26 protein-coding genes are annotated in these 25,854 nt (G+C 36.3%); 5 read left to right on the top strand and 21 right to left on the bottom strand.

Translation table 11 applies throughout. From position 1 onward, the window contains the following. Position 1 precedes the first annotated feature (1 nt). From J7E16_RS07825 to J7E16_RS07815, 3 genes are all read left to right on the top strand, one after another. On the top strand, positions 2-2,155 hold the full coding sequence (locus J7E16_RS07825) for an LTA synthase family protein (protein ID WP_214890653.1): 2,154 nt from the start codon (positions 2-4) through the stop codon (positions 2,153-2,155). Positions 2,156-2,330: 175 nt separating this feature from the next. Beyond that, complete coding sequence (locus J7E16_RS07820) at positions 2,331-3,092, top strand: hypothetical protein (protein WP_214890650.1); 762 nt, start codon at positions 2,331-2,333, stop codon at positions 3,090-3,092. A 30-nt stretch (positions 3,093-3,122) separates the two neighbouring features. Then, complete coding sequence (locus J7E16_RS07815; RefSeq protein ID WP_214890647.1) at positions 3,123-3,713, top strand: P-loop NTPase family protein; 591 nt, start codon at positions 3,123-3,125, stop codon at positions 3,711-3,713. Here the strand turns inward: J7E16_RS07815 and J7E16_RS07810 are convergent. The 21 genes from J7E16_RS07810 to J7E16_RS07710 all read right to left on the bottom strand — a co-directional run bounded on the left by J7E16_RS07810 (position 3,710) and on the right by J7E16_RS07710 (position 23,406). Next, on the bottom strand, positions 3,710-5,131 hold the full coding sequence (locus J7E16_RS07810) for an ATP-binding protein (protein ID WP_214890644.1): 1,422 nt from the start codon (positions 5,129-5,131) through the stop codon (positions 3,710-3,712). The two genes, J7E16_RS07815 and J7E16_RS07810, sit on opposite strands and share 4 nt — an antisense overlap. Further along, complete coding sequence (locus tag J7E16_RS07805; protein WP_214890642.1) at positions 5,128-5,844, bottom strand: winged helix-turn-helix domain-containing protein; 717 nt, start codon at positions 5,842-5,844, stop codon at positions 5,128-5,130. Before J7E16_RS07805 ends, J7E16_RS07810 begins: the two co-directional genes overlap by 4 nt. Positions 5,845-6,025: 181 nt before the next feature. Continuing rightward, entirely contained in the window at positions 6,026-6,367 is a 342-nt protein-coding gene (locus J7E16_RS07800; RefSeq protein WP_214890639.1) for a single-stranded DNA-binding protein, read from the bottom strand. Positions 6,368-6,754: 387 nt separating this feature from the next. Further along, entirely contained in the window at positions 6,755-6,958 is a 204-nt protein-coding gene (locus tag J7E16_RS07795; protein WP_034545725.1) for a DNA-directed RNA polymerase subunit beta, read from the bottom strand. Between the two features lie 29 nt (positions 6,959-6,987). After that, entirely contained in the window at positions 6,988-7,980 is a 993-nt protein-coding gene (gene mreB, locus J7E16_RS07790) for a rod shape-determining protein MreB (RefSeq protein WP_214890636.1), read from the bottom strand. 261 nt (positions 7,981-8,241) lie between these two features. Next, positions 8,242-9,552: a UDP-N-acetylglucosamine 1-carboxyvinyltransferase gene (gene murA / locus J7E16_RS07785; protein WP_214890633.1), complete on the bottom strand. Its 1,311-nt coding sequence runs from the start codon at positions 9,550-9,552 to the stop codon at positions 8,242-8,244. A gap of 142 nt (positions 9,553-9,694) precedes the next feature. Further along, complete coding sequence (locus J7E16_RS07780) at positions 9,695-9,913, bottom strand: DUF1146 family protein (protein ID WP_285439389.1); 219 nt, start codon at positions 9,911-9,913, stop codon at positions 9,695-9,697. A gap of 197 nt (positions 9,914-10,110) precedes the next feature. After that, positions 10,111-10,533 (bottom strand): F0F1 ATP synthase subunit epsilon, encoded by a 423-nt coding sequence (locus J7E16_RS07775; protein ID WP_214890627.1) that lies wholly within the window; start codon positions 10,531-10,533, stop codon positions 10,111-10,113. Between the two features lie 13 nt (positions 10,534-10,546). Further along, on the bottom strand, positions 10,547-11,953 hold the full coding sequence (gene atpD / locus J7E16_RS07770; protein ID WP_214890625.1) for a F0F1 ATP synthase subunit beta: 1,407 nt from the start codon (positions 11,951-11,953) through the stop codon (positions 10,547-10,549). Between the two features lie 18 nt (positions 11,954-11,971). Beyond that, positions 11,972-12,886, bottom strand: coding sequence for a F0F1 ATP synthase subunit gamma (locus J7E16_RS07765; RefSeq protein ID WP_214890623.1), 915 nt, complete (start codon positions 12,884-12,886; stop codon positions 11,972-11,974). 15 nt (positions 12,887-12,901) lie between these two features. After that, positions 12,902-14,449 carry a F0F1 ATP synthase subunit alpha gene (atpA, locus tag J7E16_RS07760; RefSeq protein WP_214890620.1) on the bottom strand — a complete coding sequence of 516 codons (1,548 nt, stop codon included), beginning with the start codon at positions 14,447-14,449 and terminating at the stop codon, positions 12,902-12,904. Between the two features lie 24 nt (positions 14,450-14,473). Beyond that, a complete protein-coding gene (atpH, locus tag J7E16_RS07755; RefSeq protein WP_214890617.1) occupies positions 14,474-15,016 on the bottom strand; it encodes an ATP synthase F1 subunit delta in 543 nt (180 codons plus the stop codon). Next, positions 15,003-15,518 (bottom strand): F0F1 ATP synthase subunit B, encoded by a 516-nt coding sequence (atpF, locus tag J7E16_RS07750; RefSeq protein WP_214890615.1) that lies wholly within the window; start codon positions 15,516-15,518, stop codon positions 15,003-15,005. The genes atpH and atpF overlap by 14 nt, the downstream gene beginning before the upstream one ends. Positions 15,519-15,615: 97 nt before the next feature. Next, on the bottom strand, positions 15,616-15,828 hold the full coding sequence (atpE, locus tag J7E16_RS07745) for a F0F1 ATP synthase subunit C (RefSeq protein ID WP_007720713.1): 213 nt from the start codon (positions 15,826-15,828) through the stop codon (positions 15,616-15,618). 75 nt (positions 15,829-15,903) lie between these two features. Continuing rightward, positions 15,904-16,647 (bottom strand): F0F1 ATP synthase subunit A, encoded by a 744-nt coding sequence (atpB, locus tag J7E16_RS07740; RefSeq protein ID WP_214890614.1) that lies wholly within the window; start codon positions 16,645-16,647, stop codon positions 15,904-15,906. Positions 16,648-17,690: 1,043 nt separating this feature from the next. Then, the gene (upp, locus tag J7E16_RS07735; RefSeq protein WP_214890612.1) at positions 17,691-18,320 is read right to left on the bottom strand and encodes a uracil phosphoribosyltransferase; all 630 of its coding nucleotides are present in this window, start codon (positions 18,318-18,320) and stop codon (positions 17,691-17,693) included. A 121-nt stretch (positions 18,321-18,441) separates the two neighbouring features. Then, positions 18,442-19,683 carry a serine hydroxymethyltransferase gene (gene glyA / locus J7E16_RS07730; protein WP_285439388.1) on the bottom strand — a complete coding sequence of 414 codons (1,242 nt, stop codon included), beginning with the start codon at positions 19,681-19,683 and terminating at the stop codon, positions 18,442-18,444. A 71-nt stretch (positions 19,684-19,754) separates the two neighbouring features. Further along, a complete protein-coding gene (locus J7E16_RS07725) occupies positions 19,755-20,774 on the bottom strand; it encodes an L-threonylcarbamoyladenylate synthase (protein WP_502756796.1) in 1,020 nt (339 codons plus the stop codon). Positions 20,775-20,834: 60 nt separating this feature from the next. Further along, complete coding sequence (gene prmC, locus J7E16_RS07720) at positions 20,835-21,683, bottom strand: peptide chain release factor N(5)-glutamine methyltransferase (protein WP_214890606.1); 849 nt, start codon at positions 21,681-21,683, stop codon at positions 20,835-20,837. Next, on the bottom strand, positions 21,673-22,749 hold the full coding sequence (gene prfA, locus J7E16_RS07715) for a peptide chain release factor 1 (RefSeq protein ID WP_214890604.1): 1,077 nt from the start codon (positions 22,747-22,749) through the stop codon (positions 21,673-21,675). Before prfA ends, prmC begins: the two co-directional genes overlap by 11 nt. Before the next feature lie 75 nt (positions 22,750-22,824). Beyond that, positions 22,825-23,406 carry a thymidine kinase gene (locus tag J7E16_RS07710; RefSeq protein ID WP_214890601.1) on the bottom strand — a complete coding sequence of 194 codons (582 nt, stop codon included), beginning with the start codon at positions 23,404-23,406 and terminating at the stop codon, positions 22,825-22,827. Positions 23,407-23,657: 251 nt separating this feature from the next. Between J7E16_RS07710 and J7E16_RS07705 the strand changes: the two genes are divergently transcribed. Both J7E16_RS07705 and J7E16_RS07700 read left to right on the top strand, forming a co-directional pair. Further along, the gene (locus J7E16_RS07705; RefSeq protein ID WP_214890598.1) at positions 23,658-25,007 is read left to right on the top strand and encodes a Mur ligase family protein; all 1,350 of its coding nucleotides are present in this window, start codon (positions 23,658-23,660) and stop codon (positions 25,005-25,007) included. Position 25,008: 1 nt separating this feature from the next. Further along, complete coding sequence (locus tag J7E16_RS07700; RefSeq protein WP_214890596.1) at positions 25,009-25,686, top strand: type 1 glutamine amidotransferase; 678 nt, start codon at positions 25,009-25,011, stop codon at positions 25,684-25,686. The last annotated feature ends 168 nt before the right edge of the window (positions 25,687-25,854 follow it).

The raw sequence follows: 25,854 nt of genomic DNA, 5'->3' as shown, positions 1-25,854 counted from the left end.
AATGAACAATATAAAAAAATACCTACAAACGAGGTTGGGCTTTTTCTCTCTAGCCGTTATCTTATTTTGGATCAAGACGTATATAGGATACCAAGCGGAATTTTCTCTTGGTGTAGAAGGAATCATACAACAGTTTATTTTGTTGATTAATCCAATCGCTACAACCGTTATATTATTCTCAATCGCGCTCTACTTCAAGAGCTCTAAAAAAGCCTATATTGCTTTACTGTTTGTTTATGCTGTGATGTCAATTTTATTTTTTTCAAATGTTCTCTATTATAGAGAGTTTTCAGATTTCATATCAGTCACTACGATGTTAGGTGTCGGTAATGTTGCTGGTGGATTAGGAGCAAGTACGTTTGCTTTATTGCATGCAACTGATTTCTTCTATCTTATCGATGTTGTTTTCTTAATTATTTTATTAGCTTCAAAAAAAGTGACAATGGATCAGCGTCCTTTCAAAAAACGTTATGCTTTTGCAGCTACAATTGTTGGTTTCACCCTTTTTGCTGCCAACTTAGCATTAGCTGAAAGCAATCGTCCGCAGCTGCTAGCTCGTACATTCGATCGTAATTACATTGTTAAATATCTTGGTTTAAACTTTTTTACAGCTTATGATGGTTATAAAGCAGCTCAAGCGAATCAAGTTAAAGCTAGTGCTGATGAATCAGATATCGAAGGTGTCTTAACATACGTTGATGAACACTTTGCTGAAGCTGATGCTGAAATGTTCGGTATCGCTGAAGATCGTAATGTCATCTTCTTGCATTTAGAAAGTTTCCAACAATTTTTGATCGACTATAAATTAGAAACTGAAACGGGTGAATCTCTTGAAGTAGCGCCATTTATCAATAGTATTTACCATGATGAGGATACACAAAGTTTCAGTAACTTCTTCCATCAAATTGGTCAAGGAAAAACAGCTGATTCTGAAATGCTGCTTGAAAATTCACTCTTTGGTTTACCTCAAGGTGGAGCATTTACACAAGTTGGAGAAAGCAATACTTTTCAATCTGCTTCACAAATCTTAGGTTCAGAAAAAAATTATACGAGTGCCATGTTCCATGGTAACGTTGGTTCTTTCTGGAATAGGGATAATACGTATAAATCAATGGGAATCGATTATTTCTTTGATGATGAATCTTATTCTTTCACTGAAGAAAACATGTTAGAATATGGTATGAAAGATAAAATATTCTTTAAAGAATCGATCCAATATTTAGAACAATTGCCGCAACCATTTTATTCTAAATTTATTACTGTGTCTAATCATTTCCCTTATCCGTTGGATGAAGCAAATGTGGACTTCCCAACTGCTACTACTGGGGATAATACGATCGATAATTACTTTGTGACAGCTCATTATTTAGATCAAGCTATTGAAGAATTCTTTAATTATTTAAAAGAGTCTGGTTTGTATGATAATTCAATCATCGTTCTTTATGGCGATCATTATGGTATCTCCAATTCAAGAAATGAATCACTCGCTCCTTTACTAGGTAAAGATCCTGAAACTTGGTCAAGTTATGACAATGCCATGATGCAAAAAGTTCCTTATATGATCCACATGCCCGGAACTGGCAACGGAAAAATAAATACACAATACGGGGCACAAATTGACAGTCTCCCTACTCTTCTACACTTATTAGGTGTAGAAACAAAAGAGAACATTTTGCTTGGAACAGATTTATTCTCTGAAAATCATGATGAAACTGTTGCTTTTCGTGATGGAAACTTTGTAAGTCCTAAATATACCGTTGAAGGTTCAAGTATTTATGATACAGAAACCGGTGAATTGCTTTTAGACCCTTCTGAAGAAGTTCTTGCAGAGGTTGAACAACTAAGAGCAGATGTCAGCACACAATTGAGTCTATCTGACAGTATTCTAACAAGTGATCTATTGCGTTTTTATACTCCTGATGGACTTGTTACAACTGATCCAGCTGATTATGACTACCGTGATCAATTGGAACGGATGAAAGCTGTAAATGAAGGTTTAGGAACAGCTGCGACAAGCATCTTCAATCAAAACGGCAATCAGTCTACTGTTGATTTATATAAAACTAATGCTCCTGAGTTACTAGATACTCCTGAAATGGTTGGCGAAACACAACCAGTTGAAACAGAAAATCCAGATATTAAGATCACAGAATAAAGATAAGAATGCACTAAATAGCAAAAAGGAGGCCAAGACGAATACGTCTTGACCTCCTTTTTTTTTGAGTATTTTCAAACTAACATATCCTCTTATTATTTGCTTCACAGTTTTTTCATATTTACTCATTACAATAAGGAGATAATCAATCCTCATTTCGAAAGGAGAGATAGTTTTGTCAATTGCTAAACGTGCTTATCGCCATTTACAAAATCATCCTTATTTCTTGATTTTTACGCTTAGTTTTTATTTGGTCTATTTTTCCCTTACTTTTGCATTTGCTTTATTAGCTAAGCAATTTTCTGATTCTTCTATCCAGCTAAACAGAATTATAGTCTCTTTAGATGCTCAACAATCCTCATTAAACAGTCAACCTTTTAAGATATTAGAAGCTATTGCAACACAATATAGTGTGAAATACAATTCCATTCTTTTAATAATAGGTATTGCTGGTACGCTTATTTTGTTGACGATTCAGCTATGGTTGAGTCAAACTAGAAAACAAGAATATCAGACCTATCTTTTAATGGGAGAACACGTTTATAAGTTAACGGCCCAATTGATCTTTGAACAACTGCTTTTAATAAATAGTATCCTCTTGCTCATTCTTGTTTTCTACAGTATTTTCACAGCTCCCGTAATGGATCAGATTACTAGAATAGAAGCTGCTGTTTTGCAATCAGAACTAGAGGTTAATTTAGACCCCCCACTATCAGATTCTCAAGCAGCCGTTCCTCCTTCTGACTTTGGAAATGAGGATTTTACACGTTTTACTATTGCTCCCTTTTTAAAAGGTGCTTTTGCGAACAACAATTTTTATCAAAATAATACCCTACAGGTCTTTTTGATTATAAGCATAATCAACTTATATAGCGCTATTGTCATCGGAATACCAAATGCAATTATTTTATCTCTAAGAAAAAGCAACCTTTTTTGATCCGTCTGCTAGTATTAAGGAGGATACATGATGTTCACCCATTCTTATAAAAAGGCCATCGGTAATGATTTATTTTTAATCAGACCCAAAACGATTTATACTTTTTTATCTCTGCAAATGGATCTAACTTCTTTGATGAAACAATTAAACAAACAGTTAGATTCTTTTCCGGGTTTAATCAGTAAAGATGCTGCTTTTATTGACTATTTGACGATCAGAGAGAACATGCTCGTTATTTTGTCTTTAACACCTGACCATCCTAAAAGAGCGCTCGATCTGGTAGTAACTGAAGTCTTAGAAGAACTACAGATTTCCGATTCTTTAGCTGACCAACACTTTAATGTCTTGCCACTGAATCTCTTCCTTAAATTGCAATTACGGTTAGCTCAATTATGCAATAAAAAAGTTATTTTAGTAGATGATTGGCTCGATCATGAATCAGCTTCCGCTAAGCAAGACTGGCTGATTTTATTTCGTGGATTTGTAAGAAACACTAACTGCTCGATTATTTTTTTTACTTCTGATGAACAGCTCTTATCTGTTGAAAATCCACTTAGATTGGATCCAGGATCTTATCTCTCAAAAAAATCGATTAAAAAAGCCAGAAGCCGTAGCTTCTAGCTTTTTTTAGTTTCTTCAATTGGAAAAATTAAAGTGAAAGTCGTTCCTTCGCCAGGTACACTTTCTACTGTAACACTCGCATCGTGTAGATTGACCAATTGTTGAACGATTGCTAAACCTAAACCTGATTCGCCATATTTGGTGTTTTTTCTTGAACTATCAGCCTTATAGTACCGTTCCCATATGCTCTCAACTTCTTCGGCAGACATGCCGATCCCAGAATCTTTGATCTTCAGGATAGTTTCATTTTCACTGGCATAACCGATAATACTGATTTCACCATTGTCTGTAAACTGGATCGCATTTTGAATAATGTTTACGATGATTTGAGAAAAACGATCATAATCAGCAAATAGCATTAGATCAGTTGGACACTCTAGCACTAATTCATTACCCGAATCATTCGCTTTTCCTTTCAATTGTTCCACAATCATTTCTAATGCTTCGTACGTATTAAACAGTTGCTTTTGTAAAACGATTTGATTGGAACGAATTTTTTCATAATCTAAATTTTCATTTACTAACCGAATCAAACGACGTGTTTCATTTTGCATCAATTGGATACTCCGCTGTTTTTGATTTTCCGGAATCATATCATGCTCAATACCTTCTAGCAATCCGTTGATCGTTGTCAAAGGTGTCCGCATTTCATGAGCAGCATCTGCCATAAATTGTCTCCTACGATTCTCTTGACGTTCGATCTCCTCTTGAGCCGATTTTAAGGAATCGACCATACTGTTGAAATCGGCAGCTAAATCATCAAATTCATCCATTTCTTTGTTTTCTAATTGGATAGTGAAGTCACCCTTCGCTACTTTATGCGTTGCGCTTCTAATGCGGTTGATTCGATTCACTTGAAATTTAGCAAAAAGATAACTAGCAATCGTGGCTCCAATAAGTGAAAAGATAAAGGCGCTAAATAGATTATTCCGAATATCCTCTAAACTAGATTCAATTGTACTTATAGGTGCACTTACTGCAATAAACCCATAAAAATCACCCGTACTTTGAGTGAAAAAGGGCTGATAAACGATAGCAGTATCAACTTGATTACCAAAAAAATCAGTATTTCTCTGGGTCAATGATAATGGCTCGCCGTTTTTCAACTTATCTAAATCAGTGTCTGAAATACCGCTTACGTAGTCCTCGGTTGTAATAGGATACGTCATGTTGTCAGTATGATCAAATACAAAAATCGATACCCCTTGATTTTTTAAAATAATTTGTCCGCTTTCTATCTTATCCGTCTGTAGGTCCTCATCTATTAATGCTTCCGCATAGCCAAATAACTGTGTTTCAGTATTCCGATAAGCTGTACTGCGTGCAAATTGTAAAAAAGAAAAGCCTAATATAATCAAGACGGTCATAACTACCGCAAAAAAGGCTAGCATTTGCTGGTAGAAGTAGTTTATTCTCATAGAGTAACTCCGGAATCATCATACTTATATCCTACTCCCCAAACCGTTTGAACCACTTGCGGACCTGTTTTATCTATTTTTTGACGTAATTTTTTGATATGGGCATCGACTGTCCGTTCGTCACCAAAATATTCATAATCCCAAACGATCGTTAGCAGTTGTTCTCTAGAAAAAACTTGTCTTGGACTTTTTGCTAATGTGTAAAGTAATTCAAATTCTTTTGGCGTTAAACCTTCAATTGGTTTATCATACAAAATTGCCTCGCGTGTCCTCTTATCCATTTTAAGATACCTTGTTTCAACTTCATATGCTTTGCCTTCTAATTCATCAGCTCCATCATTAATGAGATCTGCGCGACGATATAATGCCTTTATACGTGCAATTAATGTCAGTGGACTAAAAGGCTTTGTGACATAATCATCTGCTCCCATTTCTAATCCAATAACCTGATCACTTTCAGAATCTTTAGCCGTCAACATAATAATGGGAATTGTTTTTGAAACTTTACGCATTTCGCGACAAATTTGCATCCCATCCATACTTGGTAAATTTAAATCCAATGTAACTAGATCCCATTTTTCTGGATCATTTTTAAAAGTATCTAGCCCTACTTTACCATCTTGGATGAAAGTTGCTTTCCATTCTTCTTTCATGAAAAACATTTCCATCATCTCACATACGGATTGATTGTCTTCAATCATTAATATATTCATGGAATAACCTCTTTCTTTAAAAAAATTCTCTAGTTTATTATACTCTTTTTACAACTGCAACTAAAGAAACTTCCAAAATCATCTTATAAACTTCTCAATTTAGACATAAAAACACACCCTGAAAATTAGCCTTTTTCGCTAACTTTTAGAGTGCGTTCTAATTTCATTTGCTTTTATCTGTTCATTTTGAAACTGCAGCTACTTCAATTTTTTTATTTTGTAAAAAATGAACTTCATCTACTACCATTTCAACAATAAAAACCGTCTCTTCCTCTTTATTGATGTACGATCTTGATTGGATCCTTCCTGTAAGACCGACCATATGACCTTTCTCACAATAAAGCTGCATCAACTTGGCTACTTGACCCCACGCAACTATAGGGATAAAGTCTGCTTGTGACCCATTCTCTTTTTTCCCTCTTTTTGCTACTGCTAACGTATTATTTAATACCACTTTGTCTTCTCCGACCTCTTTTAACTCTATCTCTCTCACTAAACGCCCAACTAATCCGATTTGATTCATTTTTTCTTCCTCCTTTTATTTGACTCTTACTTACTATATGCAAATTCAAGGCATTTTCTTTTTTATAGTGCAAAAAAGCACGGTTTTTGGACAAATCGTGTAGATACTTCAAAATAAAATTCCTTCTGAAATAGTCTGGTTTGCTTGTGGAGCAATGGAATCGTCTGCAAGCTTGCATATCCCATTTGTTGCTACTTTATTGACGTATAAACATTATTGCCCACAGTGCTTCCTTTCAAGATACAAACAACCCTGTTTACCCCAAAATAAATTTCAGCATGTTGCATCGATACCATTTGACACAGAGCAAAAAAGCCAAAGAATCAAAACAAAAAATTGTTTTGATTCTTTGGCTTTTTATTTTTTATAGCAGCCTAAAATATCAGATCAATTGACAATAGTAGGTTTTGTAAAGTAACTGAAAATGTGTACCCAAGTATCTTTTTCAAAAACAGTAAATGGATCCCCATCACCTAATACTCCATAACCAATCATCGCTCCAATAATAAAAGCTAGAGCAACCAAAAAGAATACAAGTACAATTTTCAATATGAATGTGGTGATTTGAAGTCCTATTTTTTCTTTAGTCATGGGTTTACCTCACTTTGATTAACCGATTTTTAAAATTTACGCTTTTTCTTAGTCATATTTTCTAATAAAATGCCTGTTCCTAAAGCAACAGAGTCTAATGGTTGTTCAGCAGCAAATACAGGTACTTTCAATTGTTCAGAGAACAGTTGATCAATACCATCTAATAATGCACCACCACCAGTTAAAATTATACCACGATCAATAATATCCGCAGATAATTCAGGAGGGGTTTGTTCTAAAACATCTTTAGCTTGTTGAACGATCAGCATCATTGATTCTGCAGTAGCTTTTTGAACTTCATCGGAAGTGATCGTGATCGTTCTTGGTAAACCAGTGACCATATCACGTCCTCTTACTTCCATTGAGTCATCTCGTTTACCTGGGAAAACTGTCCCAATCTCTTTTTTGATTGTTTCAGCTGTACGTTCACCAATTAAAAGTTTATGTGTTTTTTTCACATATTGAGTAATTTCATTATCCAATTGATCACCTGCAACTTTTAACGAGCGGCTCGTTACAATGCCTCCCATTGAAAGAACGGCAATATCACTTGTACCGCCACCAATATCGATGACCATGTTTCCACTTGGTTGAAAAATATCCATTCCGGCTCCAATTGCAGCTACTTTAGGTTCTTCTTCAAGATAAATATTTTTACCGCCACTTTTTTCAGCAGCTTCAATGATCGCTTTTTGTTCAATGGTTGTTATATTTGTAGGGCAGCAAATCAAAATATTTGGTTTTGATAAAAAGCCTTTTACGTTTAATTTATTAATAAAGTGAGTCAGCATTGCTTCTGTTATATCGAAATCAGCAATAACTCCTCCTTGTAATGGACGAATTGCACGGATGTTACCGGGCGTACGTCCAACCATTAAGTATGCTTCTTCTCCAACTGCTAAAACACGTTTTGTTGTAGTATCAATTGCAACGACTGAAGGCTCGTTTAAAACAATGCCTTTTCCTTTTACATGAATCAATACATTGGCTGTACCTAAATCTATCCCTATATCTCTAGCCATTACTTGTTTCTCCTCTCAAGCTCTTGTTCGTTTACCTTTGATTACTCTCTTTTAAATAAAGCAACCATCTAATTTATTATTATAGCATAACTCGTTTCAATCTTAAACGCAGAATTAAGACATTTAACTAAATTTAACGTTTTGAAAAAGAGTATCAACCTAATAATGTAGGAATACAAAAAAATAGGCCTTATAAAGAGTCACTTTTTAAGTGCCATCTCTATAAGACTTGGTTACCATACATTCATTAGAAACACTTTTTTAAGAAAACAAACCTTCAAGTTCTGCTTCTTTCAACGTGCTTTGTACTGATTCTTCAATTCGTTCAATATCTGCGCCTAACGCTTGTAATTTTTTATGAAATTCATAATAGCCGCGATCCAAGTTTTCTAAATGGGTCACTCTTGTGTACCCTTTTGAAACTAAACCAGCTATGATCAAAGCTGCTGCTGCTCTGAGATCTGTTGCTGCAACTTCAGCACCTTGTAATTCTGTTGGTCCATAAACAACTAGCGTTTGTCCTTCAACTTTAAACTTAGCATTCATGCGACTCAATTCTTCCATATGCATATAACGGTTTTCAAATACGGTTTCTTTCATTGTACTTGTACCTTCAGCAAAAACTTGAGCTATCGTCATTTGAGATTGCATGTCTGTTGGAAAACCAGGATGAGGCATTGTTTTTACATGCGTTGCTTTTAATTTTTTAGGCCCAATGACACGCATTCCGTTACCTTTATCTTCGAATTCAACACCCATTTCTTTCAATTTCGAAATTAAAGGTTTATTGTGTTCAAAAACAGCATCTTCAATAAAAATATCGCCTTGAGTCACTGCTGCTGCGACCATAAATGTACCGGCTTCAATACGATCTGGTATAATACTATGTTCTACACCTATTAACTCGGTTACACCCTCAATACGGATACTTTCTGTACCAGCACCAATAACTTTAGCTCCCATACGATTTAAAAAGTTTGCTAAGTCAACGATTTCAGGTTCACGAGCAACGTTTTCGATTGTAGTTGTTCCTTCAGCTAGTGTGGCAGCCATCATGATATTTTGTGTCGCCCCAACACTTGGAAAATCTAAGTAGATGTGAGCTCCTTTTAATTGCTCAGCAAATGCTTCAATATATCCATTTTCGATATGGATTTCCGCACCCATCGCTTCAAATCCTTTTAAATGTAGATCTATCGGACGTGTTCCAATTGCACAACCTCCTGGAAGAGCAACTTTTGCATGTCCCAAACGAGCTAACAGAGGTCCCAATACGACGATAGATGCCCGCATTTTACTCACATATTCAAAAGGAGCTTCAAAGTGGAGTCCTTTAGTAGCATCTAGGTTGATTTCTTTTTTAGATTGATCAAAGTCAACAGTTAAATTCAAGTGGCTTAAAACTTCATTGATAGAGAACACATCAGACAATATTGGAACATTAGTTAATTTAGTTTGTCCCTTACTTGCTAATATAGTGGCTGCTAAAATAGGTAATACGGCATTTTTTGCCCCTTCTACTTTAACTGTTCCAGTTAGGTGTTTTCCACCTCGAACGATAATTTTTTCCATATTGTAGTATCCCTCCAAAATTTTCATTGTCTTTATCACAACGGTGTGAAGTAAACGGTACAAGACAACATTTAATATTATAGCACGAAGCCAGGTTAACGTACAAATTTAACGAATGCTTTGTAACAAACTTATTCAATTCTTAATAAAACAAAAAAATAAGATTTTGAGAATTTAGGATCAGGCCGATAAAAAAAGTACTCACTGTATAGCCTACAGTGATGGCTATAAACAAATACAAGACACGTGCTTGACCAATATTATTTTTTTTAATAAATTTTTCTATTCTTATTCCTTTTAGTGCCCAAAAAGAGAGTAAAATAAAAAACATATGAGAAACAATTGTAACTAAAGATTGCATGCCTAGAAAGTTCATATTTTTTATTTCTCTTCCCTTCTAATTTACTATAATATTAACATAAAAAAAGTTGAATAACCTTTAAATTGTCTTCAATTTGTAATATAACTTTACTTATAGTACTAATAGTACTAATTTTTATTTTGTATAAAAAAAAGTTGAAATAAAAACAGACTAGCCGTTTTATTTCAACTTATAGATCAAACTCTTTTATGTTTAGAAACCGAAATTCGATTCACAGCTTTTCTCAAAGAGATTTCTGCACGTTTCGAATGACTCTTATTTTCAATAGCTTCTGATTTTCGCAATTCTTCTTCTGCTCGTTGCTTAGCAATCATAGCTCGTTCGATGTCGATATCTCTTGCACGCTCAGCACTATCTGCGATGATAGAACAAACATTATCTCTAACTTCCATAACTCCTCCGTTTACAGCGATCCAATCTTCTGTATCGATTGAAACACGTTGTACTCGAACGGAATGGATCGTTAAAGGAACGATAATGGGGATATGTTCTGGCAAAATACCAATTTCTCCATCTACCGCTTTAGCAATCACTCTTGTCGCTTGGTGATTGTAGACGATTCCAGCAGGCGTAACAATATTCACTTGCATTTCACTCATCTATTTTCACCTCCTAGTATCCCATTGATTGAGCTTTAGCAACAACTTCATCAATTCTTCCTACATTACGGAAAGCATCTTCAGGCAAATGGTCGTAACGGCCATCAATAATTTCCTTAAAGCCGCGTACGGTTTCTTCCACAGGTACAAAAGACCCTGGCAGACCCGTAAAAGCCTCAGCTACATGGAAGTTTTGCGATAAGAAAAATTGGATACGTCTAGCTCTAGATACGACGATTTTTTCATCTGATGACAATTCGTCCATTCCTAGAATAGCAATAATATCTTGCAATTCACGGTACCGTTGTAAGATCTGTTGTACTTCTATTGCTACTTTATAATGTTCTTCTCCGACAATTTCAGGAGACAACGCACTAGATGTTGACGCTAAAGGATCTACAGCAGGATAAATACCTTGTTCCGTTAATTTACGTTCCAAGTTGGTTGTTGCATCCAAATGGGCGAAAACAGTTGCTGGCGCTGGGTCAGTATAGTCATCCGCTGGTACGTAAATTGCTTGGATAGAAGTGATTGATCCTTTGCTGGTTGAAGTGATTCGTTCTTGTAATTGTCCCATTTCAGTTGCTAAAGTTGGTTGATACCCAACAGCTGATGGCATACGACCAAGCAATGCTGATACTTCTGATCCCGCTTGTGTAAACCGGAAAATATTGTCGATAAACAGCAATACATCTTGCCCTACATCATCTCTAAAATATTCTGCAATCGTTAATCCTGTTAATGCCACACGCATTCTAGCACCAGGTGGCTCATTCATTTGACCAAAAACCATCGCAGTCCGTTTGATTACTCCGGATTCTTGCATTTCAAAGTACAAGTCATTACCCTCACGAGTCCGTTCACCTACACCAGTAAAGACAGAGATCCCACCATGCTCTTCAGCAATATTATGGATCAATTCTTGGATCAAAACGGTTTTTCCTACACCAGCTCCGCCAAACAAACCGATTTTACCACCTTTTAAATAAGGAGCTAATAAATCAATAACTTTTATTCCGGTTTCAAGAATCGCTGTATTGCTGCTTAATTCATCGAATGCAGGAGCACTGCGGTGAATTGGATGACGTTTTGTATCCACTGGAAATGGTTCTTTCTCATCGATTGTTTCGCCTAAAACGTTAAACATACGTCCTAATGTTTCTTCACCTACTGGAACAGAAATCGATTTTTCAGTATCAATAACATTCATACCACGTTGCAATCCATCCGTTGACTCCATCGCAATTGTTCTAATGACGCCATTTCCTAATAGTAATGCTGTCTCTAAGACAACTGTTTCATTCGTACTCTTATTTTTTTCAACAATGAGAGCATTATTGATTTCAGGCATAGTATCGTTTATGGGAAATTCTACATCCACAACAGGTCCTATAACTTGAACAATATGACCAATACTCATTCATTTTCCTCCATTCACTTACTTAGCCGCTGAAGCACCACTAATGATTTCTGTGATTTCTTCTGTTATAGCGGCTTGACGAGCTCGATTATATACAATCGTTAGATCATCAATAATATTTTTAGCGTTATCTGTTGCGCCTTTCATAGCTGTCATACGCGCTGCATGTTCAGCAGCCTTAGCATCTAAAATAGCCCCGTATATCAAACTTTCAGCATATTGTGGCAATACAATATCTAAAATCTCCTCTTTGGAAGGTTCATAGATGTAATCTTGTTCATACTCTTTCATTTCAGTTGCATCTAAATCGGATAGCGGCAACATTTTTTCTGCGCGATATTGGAACATGATCGTATTCACATGATGATTGTAACAAACATACAATTCATCAAAAACTTCATTTTTATACATTTCAGTAGCTGTTCTGGCGATCGTACGCACTTCTTCAAAAGAAGGCTGATCACTGATATCATTCAACTCGTAAGCAACATTCATTCCTCTAGCTTTAAAGAAGTCAGCCGCTGTTGAACCAACAGCCATAAAGACATATTCATCTGGCGAACCATGATCTCTGGTGATCATATCTACCGTTGATTTGATTACTGAACTATTGTATCCGCCAGCCAGTCCTTTATCCGAACTGATAACGATGTATCCAGTCTTTTTGATTGGACGTTCAACCAACATATCATGGAAGTCGATATTTGAAGGCGAATTCGTCCCAAACATTTCATTTTCAATCAAAGAAAGTTGATTGTGTGCTAAATGAGTAACGATTTCTCTTACTTTTTGCGAATAAATTTGAAATCCAGCAGCTGTATCTTCAGCTTTAGATAATTTCGCACCTGATACCATTTGCATGGCATTCGTGATCTGACTAGTTTTTTTTGTTGAAGTTATCTTCTTTGTGATTTCATTTAAAGAGGCTGCCATTCTTATTCACCGCCTTTAATTGGTTTGTATACTGTTTGTATCAGTTGAAGAGTCAATATAATTAGTGAAAAAATTAGTAATGAATTCATTGATAACAGCATCCAATTTTTCTGTTCTTGGCAAATCTTTAGTTTCAACGATTTCAGCTAAAATTTCAGCATGTTGATTATCTAAGAAATCATACAATTCATCTTCAAATCGGCCCAATTCACTGACTGGTACTGAATCTAGGAAACTGTGTGTTAGAGCATACAAAATGATGACTTGCTTTTCGACACTTATCGTTTGATGTAATCCTTGTTTTAAAATTTCTACTGTTCGATGGCCACGATTCAATTTTGCTTGCGTAGCTGCATCTAAATCTGATCCAAATTGAGTAAAGGCTTCTAATTCGCGGAAACTTGCTAAATCTAAACGCAATGTTCCGGAAACTTTTTTCATTGCTTTGATTTGAGCTGCTCCACCTACACGGGAAACGGATAGCCCCGCTGCGATAGCTGGTCGAATACCAGAATAAAATAAGTCGCTTTCCAAGAAAATTTGTCCGTCCGTGATTGAAATAACATTTGTAGGAATGTAAGCAGAAATATCCCCTGCTTGAGTTTCAACAAACGGAATAGCAGTCATTGAACCGCCACCTAATTTATCATTCAGTTTTGCAGCACGTTCTAATAGACGTGAATGCAAGTAAAAGACATCTCCAGGATAAGCTTCACGACCTGGTGGACGACGCAGTAAGAGCGACAGTTCACGGTAAGCTGCGGCTTGTTTAGTTAAATCATCAAAAATGATCAACACATGTTTGCCATCGTACATAAATTCTTCTCCAATAGCAGAACCTGCATATGGAGCGATATAAAGCAATGGAGCAGGTTGAGAAGCACTTGCTGTCATCACGATCGTATAATCCATCGCACCATGTTTTTTCAATATTTCTACTTGGTTACGTACCGTTGATTCTTTTTGTCCAATTGCCACATAGATACAGATCGTATCTTGACCTTTTTGATTTAAAATCGTATCGATAGCTAAGCTGGTTTTCCCTGTTTTACGGTCACCAATGACCAATTCTCGTTGTCCACGTCCAATTGGCACTAAAGCATCAATGGCCTTGATTCCTGTTTGTAAAGGTTCATTGACCGAATGACGATCCATAACACCTGGAGCTTCAGCTTCTATTGGACGAGTTTTAGTCGTTAATATTTCTCCCAGACCATCAATTGGCTGTCCTAGAGGATTGACTACTCGGCCAATCATTGCTTCACCAACTGGTACTTGCATGATTTGACCAGTACGTTTAACAATGTCGCCTTCACGAATGCCGGTAAACTCTCCTAAAATAATGATCCCTACGTCATTTACTTCTAAATTTTGTGCCATACCAAAAATACCATTCGAAAATTCTAATAGTTCTCCTGCCATTGCATTTTCTAATCCATAAGCACGGGCAATTCCATCACCCACGTAACTAACTGTACCTACTTCATCTATTACTAATTCACTTTGATAATTTGCAATCTGTTTTTTTATTAGTGAACTAATTTCTTCTGCTTTTACGCCCATGAATAACTCACCTCATAACTTCTTTTATCGAATTAATTGTTTCTTTAATGTTTCTAAGTTAGAACGAATACTTCCGTCATAAACTTGACTTTCAGCTTCTATAATGACTCCGCCTAGAACATGTTTGTCTACAATAGTGTGTAGCAATACTTTTTTTGCATCTAATTTTAATTTTAAAACATCTATCAAGCGTGCCTTCTGCTCATCTGTAAGTTCGACGGCTGTAGAAATCTTAGCAACTACCGTTCTGTTTTTGTAATCGTAAATTTTTTCAAATTCATTTACAATATCTCTAATATCGCTAATTCGATCATAATCATAAAGCATATGAAAGAAACTTTGCGTATTTATTGGAAATTCTTTAATTAGGTTTGCAAGAATATGGTCTCGTTTAAATTTATCCAATCGACGGTCTACTAAAATCGTACCCAAGTTAGGGATATCTTCCAGCACTTGACGCACATCCATTATATTGTCAAATGAAACATCAACCAACCCTTTTTCTTTTGAATCTTGGTAAAAGGCATCCGCAAGCTGGCGAGAATTCATATTTCTATTTAACTTCATTACTATTCGCCAACCTTTCGATATACTCTTCTATCAATTCAGCATGCCCTTCATTAGATAATTCTTTCCCAATCAATTTTTCAGCAATATCAAGAGACAAACGACTGATATCATTTTGCGCACTTAATAACGCTTGCTTTCTTTCTAATTCAATTGCTTTTCTTGCCTCTTCTTTTAATCGGGCGATTTCTACTTTGGCAGTTGCTAATTGTTCTCGTTCCATTTTATCAGCTGAATCTCTGGCTTTCTCGATTACTGCACTTGAGTTATTACGTGTGTCTTCTAATTGTTGTTGTTGTTCTTTAAGTAACCGTTCTGCATCTAATTTTTTTGCTTCAGCATCATCGATGTTTCTTGCAATCAACTGTTCTCGTTTTTCCATCATTGCCATTAGAGGTTTCCAAGCGACCTTCTTTAATGCTAGCATTAATAGTAAAAATGAGACCAAGGTAACGATCGAATCTCCAGCTGTTATTTGTCCTATAACCAATGGACTACCCATTTCAAACACTCCTCCACCTATACTTCAATGTTGCTGTAAAAGAACAGGCAGAGAGATTATTTATTCTCTACCTGTTAATTTTTTAAAAAGATTATTTTTATTGGAAAACTAAGATAAAGGCGATAACAACTGCCATGATTGGAATAGCTTCTACTAAACCAACACCGATATACATCAATGTTTGTAATTGACCTTTCATTTCTGGTTGACGTGCGATTGATTCAATTGTTTTTGCTACAACCTTACTTGAACCTAGTGCTGCTCCAATGGCTGCACCTGCTACTGCTATTGCTGCTCCTATTAAACCCATAATCTATTTCCTCCTAGTACTTATCTTTTAATATTTTTATTATTTTATTAACGGTATTGTTTTTGTTTATTTAACTTATACTGCTTCTTTTATATGTTCCGTGCTCTCTTCATGTGCAACTTTATGAGAAAGGTATACCATTGTCAATGTTGTAAAAACAAAAGCTTGTATACTTCCGATAAAGATAGAGAATGCTTGCCATGCCATACCTAAAGGAATACCAACGATCCAAGTAAGAACTCCTTGGCTTTGAGCTAGAGAAGCTATCAATCCAAGTAAAATTTCTCCTGCATAAATATTTCCATAAAGACGCAAAGCTAGAGTTAACGTATTTGTAAACTCTTCAAATATTTTAATTGGAAATAAGAAAGGAACCGGCCTAACAAAACTATTCATAAAGTAGTTTTTGACTCCCTGTTCTTGTACCCCAAAATAATGTGTCATAACGATTACCATAGCTGCTAATGTCAACGTAATAACTGGATCAGCCGTTGGACTTTTCCACATTTGGTAGCCATCAATCGTCAGCATTAAGGGCAATCCCATCATATTTGAAACAAATACAAATGTTAAAACAGTAAAACCTAATAATCTGAATTTTTCTGATTGTTGCTTAGACATCGCACTTGAAGCAATATCTCCAGTAAAATCGACTACCCATTCGATAAAATTCTGTTTACCGGTTGGCTTTATTTGTAAATTTCGCGTACAAATAAACGCAATCAAGAATACGATCACGCACGCTGATATTGTTACGATCGTATTGGTGACATTGAAACTTAAACCAAACAAGGTAACAATTGGATTTTCGTGATCCACAACGTTCACCTCTTTCCATAATTAAAATCTATAATTGCAAATAGCAAACTAGAAAACACACCTTGCGAAAAGTATTATTTCTACTAATTTCATGTGCTCATTTTAGCATAAAACAGCTTTCTTTCTTATATAAATGGCTTGAGTAAAAAACACTTCAATTCATTTAGCAATGTAAAAAATACTGACTAATTTCTAAAATAATTCCTCTTTTCCCACTGGCATTTGTTATCATACCACCATTCGTTTTAAAATACAAAAAGAAAATGAAAAACATTTCTTGTTTTCAATAAATCGTTAGTGTTAAGCGTTTTTCTAGCCTTTTTTTCAAAAAAAAACGTTATATGATTGCTCCTTTCATTTAATTGTTTTGTCTATATTTTTCTATCTTCGCCTTTTCAGCATTTTTTAAAATGACAATTTCAAGGTGCTCTTTTATGTCTTCAATAATTATCATTTTCTATATCCGACACTTTCTTCACTATATCCTTTTTTTTATCGAATTTTTTCTCTTCAAATCACTATTTTTTTATTGCTATTTTAAAAAAGCAAAATACAACCCTTTATTTTTGTCATGTTTCATTTAATCTTCTTAAGCACCACACAAAAAATCCTGTTTTTTTGTGTGGGTGGATCAGTTACAGGAATTAGATGAAATTCATGCTAAAAGAGACAGACATGCTTGTAAAAGATACCGAATCGTTAAAGTTCAAACCCTTATCGCGTCAATTACAGGGCTAAAAGTACCCCCATGCAAATGACAAAGCATTAGTTATTAAGCTTTGTTTGAATTTTGAAAGTCTGAAGAGTTCCTTTTAGGCTTCAGGTAGTTCTAGGGCTCTACACAAAAAACGTTATTCTAGAAGAAAGTTCTTTTAAAACACCAACACCTTTTTCAAACAATCGATAGATAGTGAACAAAAAAGAGTCTATTCATCAGTTTCCTGATAAACAGACCCTTTTTCTTATTCTCAGCTAGTTATGTCCCAACTTATTTTAATTGTTTCATACTTATAAGTAAAAAATGATACATTTTCCTACTGTTATTACATTGTACCGAATAATCGATCGCCGGCATCTCCCAGACCCGGTAAAATATAGCCATTTTCGTCTAAACGTTCATCTAAGGCTGCTGTAAAAATATCTACATCAGGATGAGCCTTCTCTAATGCTGCTACGCCTTCTGGAGCTGCAACTAAACAGACAAATTTTATAGTTGAAGCGCCACGTTTTTTCAACGAATCAATAGCTGCAATAGCTGATCCACCAGTAGCAAGCATTGGATCAACAACTAATAATAGACGTTCATTGATATCTGAAGGTAATTTAACAAAATACTCTACCGGTTCTAACGTTTCATGGTCACGGTACATTCCTACGTGTCCAACTTTTGCTGCCGGAATTAAATCTAACATTCCATCGACCATACCCAATCCCGCTCTTAGAATTGGAATAATCGCAACTTTTTTACCAGCTAATTTTTTTTGAACGGATTTTACTAAAGGAGTTTCGATTTCTACATCTTGTAAAGGCATATCTCTAGAGACTTCAAATGCCATCAAACGCGCAATTTCATTAACCGCTTCTCTAAAATCTTTTGTACCCGTATTCTTATCGCGAAGAATGGTTAATTTGTGTTGGATTAATGGATGATCCATAACTTGAACTTTCGACATTATATTCAGCCCTCATTTTTCATTATTTTTTAAACATTTCTATTATAAAGGATATTAACATTTAGTGCTACCTTTTTAGCGGTTTTTTTATTCTACTTAGTCCCCTACTTTTTAAGGTTAGTTACATCTTTGGACCATATAAAGGGTGCTCAGCAGTCAATTGGTGAACTTGTGCTTGAATAGCTTCCATTTTTTCACTATCTCCATTAGCTATCAACGTTTCAATAATCAATTCTGCTACTTTTTTAGAATCTACTTCATCAAACCCTCTTGTTGTAATGGCCGGTGTTCCAATTCGAATACCGCTTGTTTTAAAAGGACTTAGCGTTTCAAATGGGATCGTATTTTTATTGACCGTGATTCCTACTTTGTCTAAAAGAACCTCGGCTTCTTTACCATTTAGACCAAAGTTTGTTACATCAAACAACAACAAATGATTGTCTGTTCCACCACTTATCAAATGACCTTTAGATGCATGCAAAACAGCTTCCATTGCTTTGGCATTTTTCACGATTTGAGCAGCATACGTTTTAAAATCTGGAGCAGAGGCTTCCTTCAATGCAACGGCTTTAGCTGCAATAACGTGTTCCAATGGTCCACCTTGAATTCCAGGGAAAATAGCACTATTCAAAGCTTTGCGATATTCTTCTTTAGCCAAAATCATTCCGCCGCGTGGTCCTCTCAAAGTTTTATGCGTAGTTGTCGTAACGATATCTGCAAAAGGTACTGGATTTTGATGCAATCCTGCTGCCACTAATCCAGCTATGTGAGCCATATCGACCATCAAGTAGGCACCAACTTCATCTGCTATTGCTCTAAAACGTGCGAAATCTATTTTTCTAGAATAGGCACTCGCTCCAGCAATAATCAATTTTGGTTTATGTTGCTTGGCCAGATCCTGGATCACTTCGTAATCTAGTTCTTCGGTATCTTTATCAACACCATAGGAAATAAAATGGTAGGTTTTACCACTGAAGTTTACGGGAGAACCGTGTGTTAAATGTCCGCCATGTGTTAGATCCATTCCTAATACGGTGTCTCCAGGTGTCAATAGAGCATTGAAAGCTGCCATATTTGCACCAGAACCTGAGTGTGGTTGAACATTTACATATTCTGCTCCGAAAAGTTTTTGTGCGCGCTCAATAGCTAAATTTTCAATAACATCGACAAACTCACAGCCGCCATAATATCTTTTCCCAGGATAGCCTTCTGCGTACTTATTGGTTAAAATACTGCCTTGTGCAGCTAGTACTGCTTCAGACACAAAATTTTCTGAGGCAATCAATTCAATATTCTGCTCTTGACGATTGCGTTCTTTTTCAATAGCATCAAATACTTCATTATCAAAATTTTTGTTATTCATCATAAACCGACCACATCCTTCAATAGTTTTAAGTTATATTTACTTTTCCGCCTAACTGTTTGGTTTTGCGGTTATTCAAAAAAATGATTGCCTGCTGCCTTTTGAAGCCGATTCATATACGCTTCTCCTAAGCCATTTTGAGTATAAGCTTGGGCTAAAATGACCGTTGCTTGTGTTGCTTCAAAATACCTTAGTCCTGAGTATAACAATCTTGAAGCTTCATTGATATTTTTATTTTCGCCTAATGAATATACAGCAGTTACATCTGCTTGAAATTGGTGCAAAATATCTTGATTTGCTAACAGTCCAATTTTTTCGCCTTGTCTTTTGTAAGTTTCAATGGCTTTTTCCCATACCTTTTTATCACCAGCGACAATCACGACCGGTTCGTTAGGACTGTAATGGGTGTATTTCATACCCGGAGCTTTGGGTACTTCATCACTTGATATCAAATGTTGATCGACATAAACGGTTCCAATAACTTGTTCCAAGGCTTCTTTTGTCGTTGCACCTGGTCTCAAAATGGTTGGTTTCTCCGGATCTGTAATATCTAAAACCGTTGATTCTAGCCCTACCCCTGTTTCACCATCATCCAGCACACCGGCTATTTTCCCTTTCAAATCATGGAAAACATGTTCTGCTGTTGTCGGACTAGGTTTTCCAGAAGTATTGGCACTTGGTCCAACAAGTGGTTTTCCTGACTCGCGAATCAGCTGTAAGGTTAATGCGTTATCTGGCATACGCATCGCTACGCTATCTAAGCCTGCCGTAACGGTGGGTGCAAAGGCTTGCTCCTTAACTTTGAAAATCAACGTCAACGGCCCCGGCCAAAATGTTTCCATCAATTTATCCGCTATTTCAGGCATTTGCTTGACATACTGCCCTACTTCTTCGATTGCCGAAATGTGTACGATCAAAGGATTATCACTCGGTCTTCCTTTTGCTGCATAAACTTTTTTTACTGCTGCTTCATTTGTAGCATCCGCTCCTAATCCATAAACGGTTTCTGTGGGGAAAGAAATCAGTTCACCTTGTTGCAGTTTTAGAGCCGCTTTGAGTACGTCTGAAGTTCTATAGATAATAGTCTCCACAATTATTCCTCCGTTCATTTCAATTAAATTAGTTTACTTATTTAATTGTATTGAATCTTTTCAGCTGGTTTTAACGCGAATCAACCGGTCATTTCCACTCATATCTTTTTCAATGGTCACTTCAGCCTTTGGGAAAGCTTGTTGAAAGATTTCTTGAACTTTTTTCCCTTGTTTAAATCCAATTTCCAAGAAAATTTCACCGCCTGGATTTAAAATAGCCGGTGTTTCTTCAGCTAATCTTTGATAAATGGCTAATCCACCATTATCAGCAAATAATGCTAGATGCGGTTCATAGTGTAAGACGCTCTCATCCATATAGCTGATCTCATCATCTGAAATATATGGTGGATTTGAGATAATGACGTCAAATGTTTTCCCTTTTACAGGTTGAGTTAAGTCGCCTGCTAGAAAACGGACTTCTGCCTGTAATATGGCAGCATTTTCTTGGGCCACACCTAAGGCTCTAGAAGATAGATCAGTCGCAGTCACTTCAAAAAGTGGTCGTTCTTTTTTGATAGTGATCCCGATGATCCCTGATCCAGTTCCAATATCCAAAACCGTTAATTTTTGGTCTGGAGATGTTCCTTTTAAAAAATTATCAACAATTTCTTCTGTTTCCGGTCGCGGGATCAAAGTGTCTTTAGTTACTTTAAATTTGCGCTCGTAAAACCAGCCATATCCCAATATTTGTTGCACAGGCATCCCAGAGCCATGGTTCGACACATCTTGCAACAGCTGGTGTTTCACATCTGAAGGCATCTCTTCATTTAAATGCATCATGATGTCTGTTTTGGTCCAGTTCAGACGCTCTTTCAATAAAATTTCAGCAGCAGTGGATTCTCTTTTACACGTTTCTAAAAAAGAAGAAGCCCATTTTAGGACTTCTCTATAGGTTGTTTTACTCTGCATGTTGCAATTGCTCCATTTTAGCTGTTTGATCATTCAAAATCAGTGCATCAATGATTTCATCTAATTTACCAGATAAAATTTGATCTAATTTTTGGATCGTTAATCCGATACGATGATCTGTTACACGGCTTTGTGGGAAATTATACGTACGAATACGTTCTGAACGGTCTCCCGTTCCAATAGCTGATTTGCGTTCTGCATCGTACTCACTTTGAGCTGCTTGTCGTATATGATCGTACACTCTGGCACGCAATACTTTCATTGCTTTCTCGCGGTTCTTGATTTGCGAACGTTCTTCTTGCATCGCCACAGCAATTCCTGTAGGTAAATGCGTCAATCGAACGGCAGAAGCTGTTTTATTAACGTGCTGTCCGCCGGCTCCGCTTGCATGGTAAATATCTGTCCGAATATCTTGATCCGGCATATGCAATTCTACTTCTTCAGCTTCAGGCATAACCACTACCGTCGCAGTTGACGTATGGATACGCCCTTGCGATTCAGTTGACGGAACACGTTGAACACGGTGAGCGCCGTTTTCGTATTTCAATTTAGAATAAACATTTTCTCCCGTGACCATTAAGGTGATTTCTTTGTATCCACCAATCTCCGTAATATTCGCATCTAGGACTTCGGTTTTCCAACCCTGTGCATCAGCATATTTTTGATACATGTTAAATAGATCACCAGCAAATAATTGAGCTTCATCTCCGCCAGCGGCTCCGCGGATTTCCATGATGATATTGCGGTCATCATTTTCATCTTTAGGCAACATCAAGACCTTCATCGCTTCTTCGATTTCTGTTTTTTCTTTCTTTAAATCACTTAATTCTTCTTTAGCCATTTCAGCCATTTCGTTATCTAATTTTTCACCTAGCATTTCTTCAGTATCAGAAATTGCTTGACCGACTTCTTTGTATTTGCGATAAGTTGCAACGGTCTCACGAAGAGCGGCTTCTTCTTTAGTCAGTTTCATCAATCGTTTTGTATCAGTGACAACCTCTGGATCACTCAGTAATTCATTTAATTCTTCATAACGTCCTTCAACGCTTTCTAATCTATCAAACATAATGATTCTCCTTTTCTTCTAAGCCTATTGCATCAGTGTGTCATTAGCTGTAGTTCTTTCACGACACCAAGAACGCTACAAATCTTCCTGCAACGGCGGATTGAAGTAATGTTTGCGGCATACCGGAAAATAACTTTCATTGCCCCCTATTTGGATTTGTTCACCTGAGTAGACGGGCTTTCCATCGATCATACGCATGTTCATGATTGCTTTTTTATGACAATACCAACAAATCGTTTTCATTTCTTCAATCTTATCTGCGTATAGCAATAGATATTCTGACCCTTCAAACAATTCATTTTTAAAGTCATTTTTCAATCCGAATGCCATTACTGGGATTTCTAATTCGTCTACAATACGGGCTAGTTGAAGCACGTGTTCTTTTGTCAGAAATTGCGATTCATCGACCAGTACACATGCTGGAACAGCTTTTAATGCATTTATCGTTTCAAAAATATTCGTTTCTTCAAATATAGCAATACCTTCACGTCTTAACCCGATTCGACTTGATACTAAACCAATCTCATCTCGATCATCTAAACCGCTTGTCATGATTGCTACCGGTTTGTTTTGTTCTTCATAATTATAGGCTACTTTTAAAATTTCAATTGTCTTTCCACTGTTCATTGCTCCGTATTTAAAAAAAAGTTGGGCCATATTGTTTTTCCTCTTTTCTCTCGTAGGAATCCATTATGAATTATACGTTAAAAATGTTCAAAAGTGAAGCCTCTCTCCCTACTTTATAATAGAAGATTTTTTCACACTAAATAGTAGAAAAAAGATAAATTCCATCATGATTTTACCCTTAAATGGATAAGTTAGGTAATTTTTAACAATTTCACAAGAAATATGTGCTAAAATATCTAAAGTAGCAAAAAAAGTATTTTTAGTAATTGGAGGAACCTCAATTGAGTATACGTAGTGCATTTGCCATTGCAGTAGGAAGAACAACTAGATGGGGACTTCATACTTTTCTTAAAGGTGGAAGTAGTTACCCTGGTCAGCTAACACAAAAAATAGACCCTACTGTGTTAGGTACTTTATCAAGAAATTATGATGTAGTCATTGTTACTGGAACAAATGGTAAAACTTTGACGACCGCTTTGACCTATCAAGTTTTGAAACAAAAATATCCTGAAATTATTACAAATCCCACTGGAGCAAATATGCTGCAAGGAATTATTTCAACTTTTCTTGAACATCACTCTTACACTAAAAACACTGAAAAAAAAGCGGCTGTTCTTGAAGTTGATGAAGCCAGCTTGATCCATGTTACGAAATACATTAAGCCGAAAGCTATCATCTTTACAAATGTTTTTCGTGATCAAATGGACCGTTACGGCGAAATTTACACCACTTATCAAATGATGTTGAATGGTGCCGCTTTAGCACCTAATGCTTTGATCGTCAGCAATGGTGATGCGCCTATTTTCAATTCTAAAGAGACTATTAATAAACGTGTTTACTTTGGTTTTGACCATCTTCCAGATGGTGAGTTGAAAGCTCATTACAATACCGATGGCGTATTGTGCCCACAGTGCAATAATATTTTACATTACAAATTTTTAACTTATAGTAATCTCGGAAAATACTATTGTCCGAATTGCGATTTCAAGCGTCCAGATCTAACCTATCGTTTAACCAACTTGTCTCACATGGACCACCAATCTTCTCGTTTTGAAATTGATGGTGAAGAATTTGAAATTAAGATTGGCGGACAATACAATATTTACAACGCTTTAGCCGCATACAGTGTCGGCCGTATTTTAGATGTTTCTACGGATCAAATTCGTGCCGGATTTGCTGCATCAAAACGCGTTTTTGGCCGTCAAGAAGTCATTCAAATCGAAGACAAAGAAGTAACCATCAACTTGGTGAAAAATCCGGTTGGGTTGAATCAAGTATTAGAAATGATTCAACTTGATCCAGAACCGTTCTCTCTTGTTTCTATTTTAAACGCAAATTACGCTGATGGAACAGACGTTAGCTGGATCTGGGATGCGAATTATGAAATCGTTAAAGACCTTAATGTAAAAGAAGTGACTGTTGGCGGTGAACGTGTCGAAGACATCACTGCTCGCTTAGAAGTAGCTGGGATTCCTGAGGAAGAACTTCAAGTTATTCCAAGTATTCCTGAGATAATCAAGAACTTTAAAAATGCTCCAACGAAAAAAATATACGTTTTGGCTACTTATACCGCGGTCTTGCAATTGCGTAAAGAGTTAGCTAACCAGGGGTATATTGAGGGAGGTATGTAAGATGATTGAATTAAATGTTTGTCATCTTTACGGTGATCTATTGAATACTTATGGTGATAATGGCAACTTATTGATGCTAAAACACCGCGCTAAAAAAAGAGGTATTCACTTTAATATCGAAATTATAAGTTTAAATGACCCATTTGATGCGGATAAATATGATTTAGTTTTCTTCGGTGGCGGACAGGATTATGAGCAACGGATCGTTTCTAAAGATATCCAAACTAAAAAAGAGGCCATTATCGACTACATTGAAAATGATGGTGTCACAGTCGGTATTTGTGGGGGCTTTCAATTGTTAGGACACTATTATGTTGATGCTGCCGGAAATCGTATCAACGGTATTGGCGCTTTGAACCACTATACTTTGAATCAAGACAACAATCGTTTTATTGGCGATATCGTCATTAAAAATGACGAATTTGGCGAAACGTATAAAGGATTTGAAAATCATAATGGCCGTACTTTCCTTGGCGAAGGAGTAAAACCTTTAGGTATCGTGGAAATGGGTCACGGCAACAACGGAGAAGATAAAACAGAAGGTGCTCATTACAAACAAACGTATTGCTCATACTTCCATGGACCTTTGCTAGTTCGTAACACCACATTGACGGATCGTATCCTAAAAGAAGTTGTCAAAAAACGATTCCCTAAAGAAGCAGAAGCCTTATTCGGTTAACAGAAAAGAGTTTGAAAAATGATCTTGTCATTTTTCAAACTCTTTTTTGTTTTTCTTATGTTCATGAACGATTATCTAGACAAACTACTGCTCAATCGTAGCATGTTTATCCACTTATCAGGCAAACTGGACAAACAATCCTTAATTCCCATCTTCTTTGTCCTCTTA

Origin of the sequence: Carnobacterium sp. ISL-102, from assembly GCF_018612935.1 — a bacterium.
Lineage (GTDB): Bacteria > Bacillota > Bacilli > Lactobacillales > Carnobacteriaceae > Carnobacterium_B > Carnobacterium_B alterfunditum.
Note: the sequence above shows the minus strand (reverse complement) of the source record. Positions and strands in the feature narration are given on the sequence as shown.